15 protein-coding genes and 1 pseudogene are annotated in these 14,480 nt (G+C 70.6%); 7 read left to right on the plus strand and 9 right to left on the minus strand.

Annotated elements, in window-relative coordinates:
- Nucleotides 1-79: 79 nt before the first annotated feature.
- A complete protein-coding gene (locus ACWC24_RS19490) occupies nt 80-940 on the minus strand; it encodes an SDR family oxidoreductase (RefSeq protein WP_450664070.1) in 861 nt (286 codons plus the stop codon).
- Nucleotides 941-1,028: 88 nt separating this feature from the next.
- On the opposite strand from ACWC24_RS19490, the gene ACWC24_RS19495 reads away from it, so the two are divergent.
- The 3 genes from ACWC24_RS19495 (at nt 1,029) to ACWC24_RS19505 (ending at nt 3,416) form a co-directional block, all read left to right on the plus strand.
- A complete protein-coding gene (locus ACWC24_RS19495) occupies nt 1,029-1,757 on the plus strand; it encodes a TetR/AcrR family transcriptional regulator (protein WP_450664071.1) in 729 nt (242 codons plus the stop codon).
- Between the two features lie 424 nt (nt 1,758-2,181).
- On the plus strand, nt 2,182-2,820 hold the full coding sequence (locus tag ACWC24_RS19500; RefSeq protein ID WP_450664072.1) for an SMI1/KNR4 family protein: 639 nt from the start codon (nt 2,182-2,184) through the stop codon (nt 2,818-2,820).
- A gap of 314 nt (nt 2,821-3,134) precedes the next feature.
- The gene (locus ACWC24_RS19505) at nt 3,135-3,416 is read left to right on the plus strand and encodes a hypothetical protein (RefSeq protein WP_450664073.1); all 282 of its coding nucleotides are present in this window, start codon (nt 3,135-3,137) and stop codon (nt 3,414-3,416) included.
- 420 nt (nt 3,417-3,836) lie between these two features.
- Here ACWC24_RS19505 and ACWC24_RS19510 read toward each other — a convergent pair whose 3' ends face one another.
- Both ACWC24_RS19510 and ACWC24_RS19515 read right to left on the minus strand, forming a co-directional pair.
- Entirely contained in the window at nt 3,837-4,505 is a 669-nt protein-coding gene (locus ACWC24_RS19510) for a Type 1 glutamine amidotransferase-like domain-containing protein (RefSeq protein WP_450664074.1), read from the minus strand.
- Between the two features lie 298 nt (nt 4,506-4,803).
- Nucleotides 4,804-5,313 (minus strand): NUDIX hydrolase, encoded by a 510-nt coding sequence (locus tag ACWC24_RS19515; protein WP_450664075.1) that lies wholly within the window; start codon nt 5,311-5,313, stop codon nt 4,804-4,806.
- A 208-nt stretch (nt 5,314-5,521) separates the two neighbouring features.
- Here ACWC24_RS19515 and ACWC24_RS19520 point away from each other — a divergent pair, with 208 nt between their 5' ends.
- On the plus strand, nt 5,522-6,424 hold the full coding sequence (locus ACWC24_RS19520) for an amidohydrolase family protein (RefSeq protein ID WP_450664076.1): 903 nt from the start codon (nt 5,522-5,524) through the stop codon (nt 6,422-6,424).
- On the opposite strand, the gene ACWC24_RS19525 is transcribed toward ACWC24_RS19520, so the two are convergent.
- Nucleotides 6,377-7,000, minus strand: coding sequence for an SDR family oxidoreductase (locus ACWC24_RS19525; protein ID WP_450664077.1), 624 nt, complete (start codon nt 6,998-7,000; stop codon nt 6,377-6,379). The genes ACWC24_RS19520 and ACWC24_RS19525 overlap by 48 nt on opposite strands.
- 82 nt (nt 7,001-7,082) lie before the next feature.
- Here ACWC24_RS19525 and ACWC24_RS19530 point away from each other — a divergent pair.
- Nucleotides 7,083-7,649, plus strand: a pseudogene (locus ACWC24_RS19530) (cupin domain-containing protein); the annotation flags it as partial.
- A 200-nt stretch (nt 7,650-7,849) separates the two neighbouring features.
- Here ACWC24_RS19530 and ACWC24_RS19535 read toward each other — a convergent pair.
- A complete protein-coding gene (locus tag ACWC24_RS19535) occupies nt 7,850-9,301 on the minus strand; it encodes a sensor histidine kinase (RefSeq protein ID WP_450664078.1) in 1,452 nt (483 codons plus the stop codon).
- Between ACWC24_RS19535 and ACWC24_RS19540 the strand changes: the two genes are divergently transcribed.
- The gene (locus ACWC24_RS19540) at nt 9,276-9,416 is read left to right on the plus strand and encodes a helix-turn-helix domain-containing protein (RefSeq protein WP_450664079.1); all 141 of its coding nucleotides are present in this window, start codon (nt 9,276-9,278) and stop codon (nt 9,414-9,416) included. The genes ACWC24_RS19535 and ACWC24_RS19540 overlap by 26 nt on opposite strands.
- Before the next feature lie 57 nt (nt 9,417-9,473).
- On the opposite strand, the gene ACWC24_RS19545 is transcribed toward ACWC24_RS19540, so the two are convergent.
- Nucleotides 9,474-10,190 carry a TetR/AcrR family transcriptional regulator gene (locus ACWC24_RS19545; RefSeq protein WP_450664080.1) on the minus strand — a complete coding sequence of 239 codons (717 nt, stop codon included), beginning with the start codon at nt 10,188-10,190 and terminating at the stop codon, nt 9,474-9,476.
- Nucleotides 10,191-10,290: 100 nt separating this feature from the next.
- Between ACWC24_RS19545 and ACWC24_RS19550 the strand changes: the two genes are divergently transcribed.
- Nucleotides 10,291-11,559: an FAD-dependent monooxygenase gene (locus ACWC24_RS19550; RefSeq protein ID WP_450664081.1), complete on the plus strand. Its 1,269-nt coding sequence runs from the start codon at nt 10,291-10,293 to the stop codon at nt 11,557-11,559.
- 304 nt (nt 11,560-11,863) lie between these two features.
- Here the strand turns inward: ACWC24_RS19550 and ACWC24_RS19555 are convergent, their stop codons facing one another.
- The 3 genes from ACWC24_RS19555 to ACWC24_RS19565 form a co-directional block, all read right to left on the minus strand.
- On the minus strand, nt 11,864-12,589 hold the full coding sequence (locus ACWC24_RS19555) for a transporter substrate-binding domain-containing protein (RefSeq protein ID WP_450664082.1): 726 nt from the start codon (nt 12,587-12,589) through the stop codon (nt 11,864-11,866).
- 166 nt (nt 12,590-12,755) lie between these two features.
- Nucleotides 12,756-13,448, minus strand: a complete 693-nt coding sequence (locus tag ACWC24_RS19560) for a nucleotidyltransferase domain-containing protein (protein WP_450664083.1) — start codon at nt 13,446-13,448, stop codon at nt 12,756-12,758.
- 610 nt (nt 13,449-14,058) lie between these two features.
- Nucleotides 14,059-14,412 carry a DUF6479 family protein gene (locus ACWC24_RS19565; RefSeq protein ID WP_450664084.1) on the minus strand — a complete coding sequence of 118 codons (354 nt, stop codon included), beginning with the start codon at nt 14,410-14,412 and terminating at the stop codon, nt 14,059-14,061.
- Nucleotides 14,413-14,480: the final 68 nt, after the last annotated feature.

The raw sequence follows: 14,480 nt of genomic DNA on the forward strand, positions 1-14,480 counted from the left end.
GGTCTGCGTCCCGGGCCCTGCAGCGGAGGGGCCGAGCGGGCGTACCGGCGACTCGCGAGTCGGGTGACCGCCCATGGATCTATTCGGCCCAGGCACGCTCCAACTGGGTGCGGAGGGTTGCGGGCTCCCGCTCGATCAGCTCGGCCAGCGTCGAGTCGACGGCGGCGAACTCGCCGTTGCGCGCCGCGGCGAAGATGCCCAGCAGCAGGTCGGCGATCGGGGCCGCGGCGCCGTGCGCCAAGGCCTGCTCGCGGAAGGCCCCGTCGGGGACGACGGTACGGGTGAAGGGCCGTCCGGTGGCCCGTGACGCGATCTCGGCGACGGCGCCGAAGTCGAGCGCCGCCGGTCCGGTGAGCGGCGGGGTGGGCCCCTCGAAGCGGGCCTCCCCGGCGAGGATCGCCGCAGTGGCCTCGGCGAGGTCGTCGTGGCCGGTCCAGGCGACGGGGCCGTCGGCGGGGAGGGCGATGTCGCCGGTGTGGCGGGCGGACTCCAGGAACTGCAGGGCGCTGGAGGCGTAGAAGCCGTTGCGCAGCGCGGTCCAGGGCAGGCCGGTGGCACGCAGCAGGTCCTCGGTCCGGGCGTGGTCGCGGCAGGCCTGGAAGCGGGAGTCGTGGGCGGCGCCCATCTGGCTGGTGTAGAGGATGCGGCCGACGCCGGCCTGCACGGCGGCGTCGATGGCGGCGCGGTGGCCGGTGACGCACTCCTGGCCCGTGCGGTCGAGGGAGACGAGGAGCAGCCGCTCGGCGCCCTCGAAGGCGTGCACCAGCGAGGCGGGATCGTCGAAGCTGCCCTGCCGGACACGGATGCCGCGGTCGGCAAGGTCCTGGGCCTTGTGCGGGTCACGGACGCTGACGCCGACGCGGTCGGCGGGGACGCGCTCCAGCAGGCGCTCGACGGTACGGCGGCCGAGCTTTCCGGTGGCTCCGGTCACGATGATCATTGGGTTCTCCCGACATTGTTTCCAGTGGAATCACCCAAACGGTAACACTGGAAATATCAGTGGAAGCAATCTTCGATATCATTGGTACATGGCTACCCGTGAGACATCCGACAGCCCTCGTCGCCGTATCGTCGAGGCGGCGGTCGAGCTGCTGGAGAGCGGCGGTCCCGACGCGGTGAGCACCCGTGCGGTCGCCGCCGCGGCCGGGATGCAGCCGCCCGCCATCTACCGCCTCTTCGGCGACAAGGAAGGGCTGCTGGAGGCGGTCGCCGAGCACGGATACGCGCAGTTCCTCCAGAGCAAGCGCGCGCAGCTCGACCCCGACCCGCTGGACCCGGTGGAGGAGCTGCGCCGCGGCTGGGACATGGTGGTGGAGTTCGGGGTCTCCCGCCCGGAGTTGTTCGCGGTGATGAACCGGGCCACCGGCCGGACGACGGACGCGGCACACCGCGCGGGCCTGGAGATCCTCCATGGGCGGGTACGCCGGCTGGCGGCCGGGGGGTGGCTGCGGGTCGACGAGGAACTGGCCACCCAGATCATCCGGGCAACCGGCCAGGGCGCGGTCACCACATGGCACTCCACCCCCGCCGAACGCCGCAATCCGGCACTGCTGACCATCCTCCGCGAGTCCATGATCGCCGCCGTCACCCGCGCCGAGCCGACGGTCCCCGCCGCGGAGACCGGCCCCGCCGCGGCGGCCCGCGCGCTGCGCGCCGCTCTCCCTGACGATGCCGATGTCCTGAGCAACGCCGAGCAGCACCTGCTGCGCGAGTGGCTCGCCCGCCTGGCGGCGGACAGCGGCGCTCCGCATGTCTGATCGCGTTCGAGTACGGTCGGCGCGAAACCGTCCCGTCACCCACTCACGGGTGACACCACATCAACAGGAACGGGACTTGGCGCCCACGCAGAGCGCCACCTCGAGACGGCGATCGCCGAAGCCGGCACCCGCCGACGTTCAGCTCTCCTCCGGTCCGACAGCCCGGTCCCCATCGTGACCGATCTCGTACAAGGGGCGGCGCGCTCACCGGGGCGCCGTCCCAGGAGCATGGCTGAGCGTTCGGCTCGGCCACCGATCGAGTGACGTCCGCGATGGCAACACCTCCCGCATCGGGGCAGGTTGACACCGGTTGAGGCCGCAGGCGACTCCGAGCTGCCAGTCATCGTGCCGGGCAGTCGCCGAGAGCGCTCACCGAACCTCTCTTGCCCCGATGCGGGAGGTGTGAAGCTCGTATGGTTGCCAGATGACCGACGACCTCGATGTCACCCTCGCCCGCCTCGATGCATGGCTGGAGGCCCATGCGCCCGCGGATCACGCCGCCTTGAACCCCCCCGCCGCCCGGGACGACATCGACTTCATCACCGATCGCCGGTTCACCCTGCACCCCGACCTGGCGACCTGGCTGCGGCGCCACGACGGAGTGACAGCCGTGAAGGGCCATGGCGGTCCCGGCGTCATCCTCCCCAAGGGATTCATCCTGCACAGCGCCGGGGCGATGCTCGACGGCCAGCGAGCACAGGAGGAGGCGATCGCCGAGTGGGTCGACGAGAACGAGTCGGAGGACCCCGGCCTGCGGGACATATATGAAGGGGTTTACGGATACCTGTTCCACGTCCGGTGGGTTCCCATCGCCACGGACAACACCGGAGGCAAGCTCATCGTCGACCACCGTGCGGGAGACCGGTACGGGAACGTGCTGCACGGTCTCCACGGCGGGGACACGGAGGGCCCGGTGAAGGTGTGGGACAGCCTGTCGCACATGTTCCGGGACCTCGCCGACGCCTTGGCCGAGGGCACGGAGATCCGCCTCCCCGGCTACGCCGTTCCGGAGACACCACGCCTCTGCGATGACGGCGACGGTACGTTCGTACGGTGGTCGTAGGACAAAGCCGAGGTCCGGAGCATGCCTGGGACGACTCGGCCGCCAAGGGCTCCTCGAACGACCCGGACGCAGCCGCTGTCAGAAACGGACTTGACGCCCACTCGGGAACTCCCGCTCCGGCTTATAGCCGGTGCGTGCGGGTGCCCAGCCATGGCAGGATCACCCCATGCTGATCCGAAAGGGCGATGCCACGTAGGCGTCCCAAGGCCGTCCGTGCAGAGCGGTGGCGGCCACGATGGCAGTACCCGGTGCTGAGGGTCCCTGGTGTCTCCGCGCGGACTCGTGCAGCGATCCGCCGGGTCGAAGACCAGGAGATGTGGCCCAACGCGGTCGCCAAGGCGCTCTCGTGCTTCGAGTGGGCCTTCAAGGAGCCCGGACGCTACCTGGACGCCTCCGCATTCGATTCGCCCGGGGTGGGAGATGCCCGTGATGACCTGGAGTGGGCGATGCTGCGTCTTCCGCCCGGAGCCAAACGGGACTTGGGCCGATTGATCAGGCGTATCGATGAGGAATTCGAGCGCCGCACCTTGCCGGAGCCCAACTACAGCGAGTGGGCGATGACGTGCTGGTGGTGGACCAGAATGCGTGAACGCTGACGGTCCCTGAGGTGCGCCCCTCCCTGCAATCGAACGAACCCGTCACTCTCCATGACCACTCCCCCAAGATCTGTACCGGCACCCACAACTCGTGAACATCACCCGACCGTAGATCCGCATGTCTCCCAAGGCCGCGAACAATCGACGTCCCACCTGGTTCTGGCACGGCTTCCGGGCAGCGGCCGCTCCGAGCGGTGAGGACGACGCGGCCGTATTCGCGCACGGGACGACCGCCAGCGCTGCCGACCGCGTGACGAACCGATGCGGGTTGGTACTGCGGGGCCGGCGCACGTGGCGTTCGCGGAGCCAGTCGGTGAGGAGCTTCAGGGGCGACTCGTCCAGGTGGACGTGCCGCCCGCCGCGTCCCGGCCGCGCCCCTCGGCGCCGCCCTGCCCTGCCCTGCCCTCTGCGTGCATCGCGTCACGGATGGAACCGCCACCGGCCTTCAGAGACGACATCCACCCTGCCGTCCCTGACGCGAACGGCCGTCTCGTCGTCGATGAAGTAGAGCGGGAAGTCCGCCCGCGCGGCGATGCGATCAGCCCAGGCGTCGTCCCGCTCGGGGAAATCCGGCGAGTACAGGTGAGGCTTGAGATACCAGTCGAAGAGGCCGAACGGCGGCTCCACGGTCGTCGCGCCGAGCACGTGGAGGTCCGCGGCGTCCCCGATGACGTCGGCGGAGTGTCCGGTGAGATTACGGCTGAAGATCATTGATCCGGCGCTGACCCCCACGTAGACCCGGCTCTCCAACGCCTCCAGGAAGCCGTCGGCCAGGCCGTTGCCGGTGATGCTGCGCGCGAGGTGGTAGTGGCTGCCGCCCTCGACGTAGATGACGTCGGCGTGCAGCAGTCGGTCGAGCACCATCCGCGGGGGCAGGCCGTTCAGTTCCAGGATGTCGAATTCCCGCCAGCCGAGGCCGTGCAGCCGGTTCATGTCCGCGACGACCCACCCGTGATCCCCGGGCTCGGCCACCGATGCCGTGGGGACGAACACGACGTTCGCCGATCCGAACGGCCGGCCCAGCATGTCCCGGAGCGCATCCCGCAGCGTCTCGTTGCGCAGGCCACTCGCCGTCAGCAGAAAGTTCATCGGACCAGCCAACCACGACTCGCGGGCCGGCGCCGAACCCGGAATCCACCGATACCGTCAAGGCATGGGCGCATCGGGAACAGGTGACGGGCACGGCCTCGCTCAGCATCTGCGCGGTCCGGGAGTGCGGCAACAGGGGCGCCGGAACAGTTCGTCGGCTTCGACAACCTCGAGCTGGCTGCGGGGCCCTGCCGTCATCCGCCGACCCCACCTCGATCACCCGATCAGGCCCCTTGCCCGGCCGGACAAGTCCGTTGACCGGTGAGCAGAAGGCTTCCGGCCCGGCCCGAAAGCACGGTCACCGCGCAGACGTCCCGTCAGTACGACCGGCGAAATACCGATCCAGAATCTCCGGACTGTCGGGAGTGAAAGTCCACTCCCGAAGGATCCGCGGCAGGTCGGACTCACTCAGCCAGCCGTGCCAGGCGACCTCATTCGCGTTCGGCACGACAGCGCGCGGCACGACGGCATCGCACACCCCAAGCCAGTGAGGGCTCAGCCCGCTCCGGTTGAGGAACTTGAACCGAAAGCGTACTTCCGCCGACACCCCCAGTTCCTCCTCCAGCTCACGGACAGCCGCCTGTTCATAAGACTCCCCGACTGCCAGGGCTCCACCCACTGCGACCTCGTAATGCCCCGGGAATCGGGGCACCTGCTCGGCACGCCGATGGACGAGGATCCGACCCTGCCGGTCGTGACACACGACCACGGCAACCCGGTGCAACCAGCCCTCCCGGACGGCGTCTCCCCGGCTCACCGGCCCCAGCACACGGTCCTGCGCATCGACACGTTCCACGACTTCATCCACGACGCCCACGATCGCAGAGCCCACCGACAGCAGCCCTCGATGCCGGAGCGGGTCCTCCCCCGCTGTCGGCTGTGCCCCAGCCGCCTGTGCGCGGCAGCCATAGCCGGACCCGCCGCCGTCCCAGGCGGCCTGGACCTCACCCGGAATCGCGGGCAGGCTTCGACGATCACGAACGACGGCAGATCATCCCCGAAGGAGCCGGCACCAGGTGAGCATCATTCCCCGCACGGCCTCGAGCGGCGAGGCCGATGACGTCCGCGCCTTCTGGACCGGGCTCGGTCTCCCCGGGCTCATCGACGTCCACACCCACTTCATGCCCGAACGCGTCCTGCACAAGGTCTGGGACTACTTCGACACCAGCGGGCCCATGACCGGCGGCCTGACCTGGCCCATCACCTACCGGCGAGAAGAAGCCGAGCGCGCCGCCCTGCTGCGCGACTTCGGCGTGCGGGCCTTCACCTCCATGCTCTACCCCCACAAACCCGGCATGGCCCGATGGCTGAACAACTGGGCAGCCGACTTCGCCCGCCGCACCCCCGACTGCCTGCACACCGCGACCTTGTATCCCGAGCCCGACACCGCCGCCTACGTCCAGGAGGCCCTCGAAGCCGGCGCCCGGATCTTCAAGGCCCACGTCCAGGTGGGCGCGTACGACCCGGCCGACGAACAGCTCCAGACAGCCTGGGGGCTGCTCGCCGAAGCCGGGACTCCCGTGGTGATGCACTGCGGCTCCGGACCCGCGCCGGGCAAGCACACCGGCCCCGAACCCGTCGCCCGGGTCCTCGCCCACCACCCCGGACTGCGCCTGATCGTCGCGCACATGGGCATGCCCGAGTACGAGGAGTTCCTCGACCTCGCCGAACGCTACGACCAGGTACGCCTCGACACCACGATGGCGTTCACCGACTTCACCGAAGGCTTCATGCCCTTCCCCCGCAGGGCCCTGCCCCGCCTCGCCGACCTCGGCGACCGCGTCCTGCTCGGAACCGACTTCCCCAACATCCCCTACCCCTACCACCACCAACTCCAGGCCCTGGAACGACTGGACCTCGGCCACGACTGGCTACGGGCCGTGTGCCACGACAACGCAGCCGGCCTGTTCCGCCTCTGACGACAGCCGTCGAGCGACCGAGATCCATCTCGGCGTCCGCGGCTGTACCGATGTTCCCCGAAGCCGGACTTGCACGAGGTGCTGATCTGGGGCGCGTACGGTCCCCCTGCTGTCCCGAGGGCGGCCGGGGCCTGCCGACCTGCCGAAACAGCATGCCGCTTTGCCGGAATGCGCCGTCGGGTCGCAGGGTGAGGTCATGAACGAGCGAGAGATGACGCACGTGGACGGAACGGCTTGGGACGTGGTGGTGGCCGGGGGCGGGTGGCCGTCGCCGGCCTGGCCGACGCCGTGGGCGGAGAGCAGTACCAGCCGCCGCACGCCTGCGGCGACCGCATCGGTCACCAAGCGGGGGATGCGCGCCTGCCGGTCCACGCCGGGCTGCAGGTTGGGCTCCACGAGATAGACGGCGGCGGCACCATCGAGGGCGGGCGCCCAGGTCGCCGGGTCGTCCAGGTCGAAGTGGACGTCGCCGCCGGTACGGCAGGCCGTACGCACCGGCCGGCCGTCGGCCGTCAGGCGGCGGGCGATGCGGCGGCCGGTCGTGCCGGTGCCGCCGAGAACGAGGATGGTCTTCATGTCTTCCAGACAACCGCGATGCAGGCAGACGATCCATGGGAGACCGTCGCCAATCCCTTTGTAATCGTCTAGCGTGGCCGGCGTGGACGTCCTGAGCGATCTGTTGCACCGGGCCCGCGCCAGGAACGCGCAGATCCGGCAGCTGATCCAGCGGCCACCCTGGTCGATGACCTTCGCCGACGCCCCTCCGCTCACGGTCGTGGCCGCCCTCGGCGGCCACGCGTCCGTCCGGCTCGACGACGACCCGCAGGCCGCGCCGGTGCGGTTGGCCGCGGGGGACATCGCCCTGATCAGCGGCACCACCCGTTACACGATCGCCGATGCCCCGGACACCCCGCCGCAGGTGGTGATCCGTGGCGGAAGGAAACACGTCATCGACAATGGAACAGCGGCCCGGCAGAACCTGGCACCCCGTACGTACGGCGACGGACGGCCCGGCGCCACCACGCTGCTCCGGGGAGCCTACGAACTCCGCGGCGACGTGGGCGAGCGCCTGCTGGCCGTGCTCCCGTCGCTGGCCGTCGTGCCCGCCGGGCCACGTACTCGGGCGGCGCTGGACCTGCTCGCCGCCGAGGCAGCCCACGAGGAACCCGGCCAGGACGCCGTCCTGAATCGGCTGCTGGACCTGATACTGGTGCTGGCGATGCGCGCCTGGTGCGCGCGACCGCAGGCCGAACTCCCCTCCTGGTACGGGGCGCTGGCCACCCCGGCCGTCGGCGACGCCCTGCGCCTGCTGCACGAGGACCCGGCGCACCGGTGGACGGTCGCCGAGTTGGCCGCGCGAGTCGGCCGGTCCCGGGCCACCTTCGCCGCGCGCTTCACCAGCGCGGTCGGCGAGCCCCCACTCGCCTATCTCACCGGCTGGCGGATGGCCCTGGCGGCGGACCTGCTGCGGGACTTCTCCGCACGCCAGAACCGCTCGAAGACATGCGGCAGGTCCTCGGGCGCGATGCCCGTACCGGTGTCCGCGACGGTGAGGACGACGGCGTCGTCGGCACGGCGGGCGGCCAGCGTGACCGTGCCGTCGGCGGGCGTGTGACGCAGCGCGTTGGAGACCAGGTTGCCGAGCACCTGCCGGATGCGCACCGGGTCGGCATCCAGCCAGAGGGCGGCGTCGGCTTCGGTCCGCAGGGTGACGCCGGCGGTGTCGGCGGCCACCCGGTGGGCCGCGGCGACCTGGTCGAGCAGTTCGTCGGCGCGCACCGGCTCGCGGTGCAGGCGCAGGGTTCCGGCGTCCGCGGCCGCCAGGTCCTGGAGGTCGTCGATGACGCGCTGGAGCACCAACGCCTCGTCGTGCAACGAGCCGAGCAGCGCGGCGTCCGGGTGGACGACACCGTCCCTGGCGACCTCGAGCCAGCCGCGGATGTCGGTGAGCGGGCTGCGCAGCTCATGGGCGATGTCACTGACCATGGCCCTGCGCTGGGCCTCCAGGCGCGCCCGGCGCTCGGTCAGATCGTTGAACGCCTCCGCCAGGATGCCGGTCTCGTCCCGGGTGGTGACCGCGACCCGCACATGCAGGTCCGGCGGCTGCTGGGCGGCCTCGGTCAGCGCACGCAGCGGACGCACCAGCCGGCCGGCGACCACGGCGGTCACCGCGACGGTGACCACGAGGACGAGACCGGCGGCGCCGGCGACCTTGGCCTTGTTGGCCGGGGACATGTCGAAGCGGGGCGTGCTTCGGTCTCCGACACCGAGGAACAGCTCGGCGACCGGCGCGACATACGGGTCCAGCTGCGCGCGGCGGGCGCTGCGGGCACAGATCTGCCCCGCCTCCTCGGTCGCGTCGCCGGCGCGCTCCTTGCCCTTGACCACGAGCCGGAGGTTCAGCGAGTCCTTCCCGGTGGTGTCGAAGGAGAGGTACGGCGGTGCGCCGAGGACCAGGCCCTGCCGGTCCGGACAGGCCCGGGTCAGGCCGGTCAGTGCGTCCAGTGCCTTGTTCTCGGTGGCGGTGGGGGTGTTGAGCAGCCCGTCGGCGCACTCCGGCGGGACGTGGGCGACGGAGTCCTCTCCGTCCGGACCGACGAGGATCGGACGTCCGCTCGGCATCCGCTGGACCGTCACCTGGACGCCGTGCGCGCGATAGCAGAGCTGCCGCTTCCCGGCCAGGGCGTCGACGTGGAGCCGCTCGGCGGCGGTCAGCCGGTAGGGGCCGACGGCGCGGGGGTCGATGCCGCTCAGCCGCGCGCCCGGTTCGCTGTAGGTGTCGGTGTGCAGCGGGTCGACGGCGGCGGCGGGCCGGGGCGGCAGCGGAGTGCCGCGGCCCGCGGAGTCGGCGATGACGGTGCGGTCGGCGGTGGTCAACCTCTCCGTCCTGAAGAACGACCGGGCCAAGGCGATCCGCTTCACCACCCTCACCGCGATCTGCCGCGAACCGAACTGCCAGCCCGGCGACCTGCTCAGCATCCGCGAGGACTGACAGCACCCGTTTCCTCGCCCCGGCAAGGGGCCCGGACGACCGTGATCAGGGCCGCGGTCACCGTGCGCGCTGGTCGATGAGCGCGGCCAAGCCGTCCAGGATCCGCTGCAGGCCGAAATCCCATGCCTGATCCTGCCCGTCGGACTGGGCGGTTGAAGCGAGGGCCGCGCCGAGCGCGGGGAATCGCTCGCCGTGCGCCTGCATCAGAGCGCCGAGGACGGCGCCCAGTTGGGCTTCGGGGTTGCCTGCGGGGCCTGCCGCGCGGACCTGCTGAGTGATGCCGCGTACGTGCCCGACCAGCAGGACAGCCGCGTCCATCCGTTCGGCACCGCTCAATCCGGTGCCGTCCAGGGCCGACACGGCATGCTCCAGCCAGGACAGCTCTCCCGGCCCCATGACCCGCGGCCCGACGGTGGCGTCCAGTGCCCACGAGTGCTGCCGAAAGACCATGAGCAACCGGCCGGCCCATTCCTCGAGTTGCGCACGCCAGCCGCCACCGGGCGCCTTCGCCTCCGGGCAGGGGCCGATCGCGGCCTCCACCATCAGAGCGACCAGCTCGGCTTTGCCCGGCACGTACCGGTACAACGCCATCTTGGTCACGCCCAGTTGCGCGGCGACCCGCTGCATGGACACATCGGCCAACCCCTCCGAATCGGCGATCTCGATCCCGGCCCGGGCGATGCGGTCCAGGTCGAGTGTCGGCCTGGGGCCTCTTGCGGGCTTGGGGTGCGGACCCCACAGCAGCCGCACCACCTCGTCGTGTTCGCCACCCATGTCTGCCGCCCCTCTGTTGCGCCTTGCCGAATCAACTGTGTCTACGGTACACAGTAAATATCAGTGTCCGTGGGACACAGTTTTTTGAGCGGAGGCAACCGTGAACAGGAACGTCCTCATCTCCGGCGCGAGCATCGCCGGCCCGGCGCTGGCCTACTGGCTGGGACGCCACGGCTTCCAGCCCACCGTCGTCGAACTGGCTCCGGCCCTGCGCCAGGGCGGTCAGGCCGTCGACTTCCGTGGAGATGCGCATCTGACCGTGCTGGAACGCATGGGCCTGCTTCCCGAACTACGCCGGATCCAGACCGGCGGCAGCCCGATGCGCTTCGTCGACGAACGCGGCCGCACGCTGCTGGACCTGCCGGCCGAATTCGCCGGCGGTGAGATAGAGGTGCTTCGCGGAGACCTGGCCCGGGTGCTCCACGAGCACAGCCTCCCCCGTACCGAGTACATCTTCGGCGACTCGATCGTCGGCCTCACCGAGACCTCCTGCGGCGTGCGGGCCGACTTCCAGAGCGGAAGCTCGCGCGACTTCGACCTGGTCATCGGTGCGGACGGGCTGCACTCCAACGTCCGCCGCCTCGCCTTCGGACCGGAGGAGGACTTTGTGAGCCACCTCGGTTACTACGCCGCGACCTGGCAGCTGCCCAACGATCTGGGAGTGGGAAAGGGTTCGGTCGGGTACAACGCGCCGGGGCGGCTGGCCTCCGTCGGCACCGACCACCGGGATCCGGCACGGGCGGGGGCGTTCTTCGTCTTCGCCTCGCCGGAGCTGTCGTACGACCGCCACGACCCCGAACAGCAGAAGCGTCTGATCGGCAACGCCTTCTCCGGCCTCGGCTGGGAGGTACCCCGCCTGCTCGCCTCGCTGCACCCGGCCCCCGACCTGTACTTCGACTCGATCAGCCGGGCGGACGTGGACACCTGGTCCACCGGGCGCGTCTGTCTCGTCGGCGACGCCGCCTGCGGGGCCACCATCGGCGGCATGGGCACGGGAACCGCGATGGTCGCCGCGTACGTCCTGGCCGGCGAACTCGCGCGAGCCCAGGGCGATCACCGGGCGGCCTTCACACGCTACGAGAGCAGGCTCCGCAAGTACGCCGAGGGCTGCCAGGCAGGCGGCGACCGCACCGGGAAGTTCCTCGCCCCCGCCACCGCCACCGGCCTACGTCTCCGCAACGCCCTGCTGTCCCGGCGCCTGCTCCTGAACGGCATGCTCAAGCTGGGCGAGAAAGTCAGCAGCACGGTGACCCTGCCCGACTATCCGGTCGGCCCCAGCCGGGTCAACGGATCGCACTGCCTTTCCGACGGCGCTCGAACAGGCTCAGCCCCCATGGAGCAAGAGCCATGGCCCGGCACAAGGCCGTGAAGAACCAATGGAGCGGACCGATGGAGCCGAGTGGTGCAGCCGCGATCCGGCTTGCCCCGCCGCCCGCCAGAAGCATCAAGGGCAGTCCCCTCCTCCAACGGGGCAAGGAGGGAGAGGAGTGAGCCTGGAGGCCGTCCCGCTCGTCCCGGCACCGGCCGCCGGATCGTGAAGCGACCAGGGCGGACGAATCACGCCCATCTCTCCCGCTCGCACCCGGAGTTCATGTGCACCCAGCCCCAATCGAACAAGCACGTTCGGATGGCGGATCGCGTCTCAAGGGTGCAAGTCCGCAACCAGAGCAGCTTCAGGTCGCGGCAGGGGCAGCCAGTGTCGGGGCCTGGCCGGAGTGGCGTAGCGCCTGGGCGACGAATCCGGACGCCACCAGTTCGGTCACGAGTTCGCCGAGGAATCGGGTGGTCCTCGGACTCCTCCCCTTCGTTGTGCCCATGGCCTGTCGAATCGTCATGAACGCGGGCTCCAGCAGGCGCAGTTCGGCCTGCTGGGAGACGTGCGCGGTCAGCGGTTGGCGGATGCCGGCTGCCACGTCCAGGCCCTCGGCGTGGAAGACGTCGACGCCCTCGTCACCGCGCACCACCGTGGCGTGACGCAGGGTGCGACTCAGGTGGAGGTCGTACGCGGAACCCTTCTTGACGCCGATGCGTACCCCGTCCCGGTCGACGTCGTGAGCAGAGACGAAATCCGAGTTCACCGGTGCCGCGTACACACCTTCGATGTGCACGTACGGCGTGCTGAACGCGACTTCCTTCTCACGGTCCGGATCGACGGCCAGGAAGCACAGGTCGGCGTGGCCCTCGACCATCGCGGCGTACGACTTGCGGGCTGCGTCGAAGCAGATGAACTGCACCGGCAGACCCAGACGTTCGGCGACCTCGCGGGCAAGCTCGACAGTGACCCCGGACGGCTTGTCGAGAGTGCCCTGAGCGAGGACTGGATTGCCGAGGTTGATGGAGACACGCAGCACTCCCGTGGGGGCCAGGTCGCGTACGAGTTCTGCGTCCATGGGCGTCATGGCCCGAGCCTAGAGGTTGTCCCGTGGCCGGTGGGGCGGTTGGTGCGCCGGCCGGGCATGGGTGGGTGGTCTCAGCGGGTGACCCGAATCACCGACGCCGAACAGCAGGCATCGGTCGGCTGATCGCAGCCATGCGCCTGTGGTGGTGCGGTTGCGCCCCGCCGACTCATCGGACGGCGTACCCGTCCCACAGCGGACCGCCGGCCAGGTCGAGCACCTCTGTCACGACCGCGGCGAAGCGCTGCGTATCACCGGCGATCGCCTGCGTGGCGGCTTCGGACAGCGCCCGGTGCATCCCGGGGTCGGCCGCGGCCAGCCGCCGGGACAACCATTTGCCTTTGCCGAGCCAGTGTCCGCCGACCAGGAGGACCAGTTCCGACGCGCGCTGCAGCGTGTGCGCGACCAAGTACAACCGCTCGGCAGGGTCCGCGCAGCCACGCAGGTCGTCGAGCAAGTCGGTCAGGATGAACCGCTCGTAGTCGCGCTCGGGGTCCGAGAATGGTGCCGGACCCGCGGCCAGACGCCTTCGCGCCTCGTCCTGGAGCGCGGCGCCGAGCCCGTCCGCGTCCACCAGGAGCATGCCGTCCGCGCACATGGCGAGCAGCGGCGAACTCCGCTTCGCGGTCTCCTGGTCGGCGAAGCCGTGCCAGGTGGCCTCCGTCTGCACGAACAGTTCCACCGGCCAGCCGCGGTACACCAGGTTCTCCCGGCAGGGGGGCCCGTCCACGAGGACCACGATGTCCAGGTCCGAGGTGGCCGTCCGGCGGTCGGTCAGCACGCTGCCGGCGAGGAAGACCGCCCGGGCGGCGGGAAATCGGTCCTGCACCAGTTCGCGGGCGGTGAGTACGGGATCATCCATGATCGCAGAATACGTCCCGGCATCGGTCCCGTACGAGGGCGGGCGCGCCGCACCACAGCGGGCGCTCCTGCCGTTGCCGACGCCCCGGGTGGCGCCCGGGGGCCGGGCCGGCGGTCGCCCCTCCTTCACCGCCTTCGGCGGCAACGGCTCCAGCACCGCCCACTGCCCGGCGGTGAGATCTCCTCGAGACGGGAGACGCCCGCGGTCACCGCCGCCTGCCCGGGCGACTCGCCCTCACTAAGAGCGCCGAACAAAAGTGGGGTCCGATCAGCGGGCGCCGCCCGCCGGGCCCCACTTTTGTTCGGCGCTCTAAGCGCCTGGCCCCCTTGGCAAGGCTCTTGAGCGCACCGCCGGCTCCGCCGCCCGACTGCCTGCCGCCTGCCGGCGTGTGCCGCCCGGTTTGACCGCCGACCGGCGCGGCACCCCGGTCGGCGGCTTCCGACCGGGCATTTCGATGCCGACAGGGTTGTGGCCACCAGTGCCACGCCGTATGGACCGGGGCCGTCTGCGGAGGCACCGCCGATGTCGGTCAGCGGCTCGCGGAGCCGCTCGTCATGGGCGATTCGTGGACGGGCCCCAGCCGTCACTTCCACGGTCGGGACCGAAAGTCCTACTTCTCGTCGCCGCCAGGCGGTCTTCCGGAACCAGGCTGCCGACGGCGGGACTGGTTCCGGATGGGCCGGGTCGGGTCATTGCCGAGCTGGGACGGAGTGAGGCGGTCCTCGTCCCTGACCTGGGGCACCTCGTTCGGCTCACGCAGACTCCGCTCCTCGCGGACCGGACCCGAGCGGGGCGGTGTGGGCTGTTCGGAGGGCCGGGGCGGCGCGGGTTCCCGACGGCGTACCCGGATGCCCAGGGACACCGCCCCCACCAGCGCGGCGGTCACCAGCACACCGCAGACGACGATGACCAGCGTCCCAGCCACCGGGCCGGCAACGGCCAGTTGCTCAAATGACGTGTGCATAGGCACCGGCTACCCGCACTCCGGCATCGAATGCGCAGCGGGCGAGGGGAAGGGGCGGGGCGGCGAGG

The sequence above is a fragment of the Streptomyces sp. NPDC001443 genome (assembly GCF_053597355.1).

What these genes read in the sequence shown, in the direction of transcription:
- ACWC24_RS19490 (WP_450664070.1), bottom strand. Translation starts at nt 940, where the DNA reads ATGATCATCGTGACCGGAGCCACCGGAAAGCTCGGCCGCCGTACCGTC.
- ACWC24_RS19495 (WP_450664071.1), top strand. Translation starts at nt 1,029, where the DNA reads ATGGCTACCCGTGAGACATCCGACAGCCCTCGTCGCCGTATCGTCGAG.
- ACWC24_RS19500 (WP_450664072.1), top strand. Translation starts at nt 2,182, where the DNA reads ATGACCGACGACCTCGATGTCACCCTCGCCCGCCTCGATGCATGGCTG.
- ACWC24_RS19505 (WP_450664073.1), top strand. Translation starts at nt 3,135, where the DNA reads ATGTGGCCCAACGCGGTCGCCAAGGCGCTCTCGTGCTTCGAGTGGGCC.
- ACWC24_RS19510 (WP_450664074.1), bottom strand. Translation starts at nt 4,505, where the DNA reads ATGAACTTTCTGCTGACGGCGAGTGGCCTGCGCAACGAGACGCTGCGG.
- ACWC24_RS19525 (WP_450664077.1), bottom strand. Translation starts at nt 7,000, where the DNA reads ATGAAGACCATCCTCGTTCTCGGCGGCACCGGCACGACCGGCCGCCGC.
- ACWC24_RS19540 (WP_450664079.1), top strand. Translation starts at nt 9,276, where the DNA reads ATGACGGTGCGGTCGGCGGTGGTCAACCTCTCCGTCCTGAAGAACGAC.
- ACWC24_RS19545 (WP_450664080.1), bottom strand. Translation starts at nt 10,190, where the DNA reads ATGGGTGGCGAACACGACGAGGTGGTGCGGCTGCTGTGGGGTCCGCAC.
- ACWC24_RS19555 (WP_450664082.1), bottom strand. Translation starts at nt 12,589, where the DNA reads ATGACGCCCATGGACGCAGAACTCGTACGCGACCTGGCCCCCACGGGA.
- ACWC24_RS19560 (WP_450664083.1), bottom strand. Translation starts at nt 13,448, where the DNA reads ATGGATGATCCCGTACTCACCGCCCGCGAACTGGTGCAGGACCGATTT.
- ACWC24_RS19565 (WP_450664084.1), bottom strand. Translation starts at nt 14,412, where the DNA reads ATGCACACGTCATTTGAGCAACTGGCCGTTGCCGGCCCGGTGGCTGGG.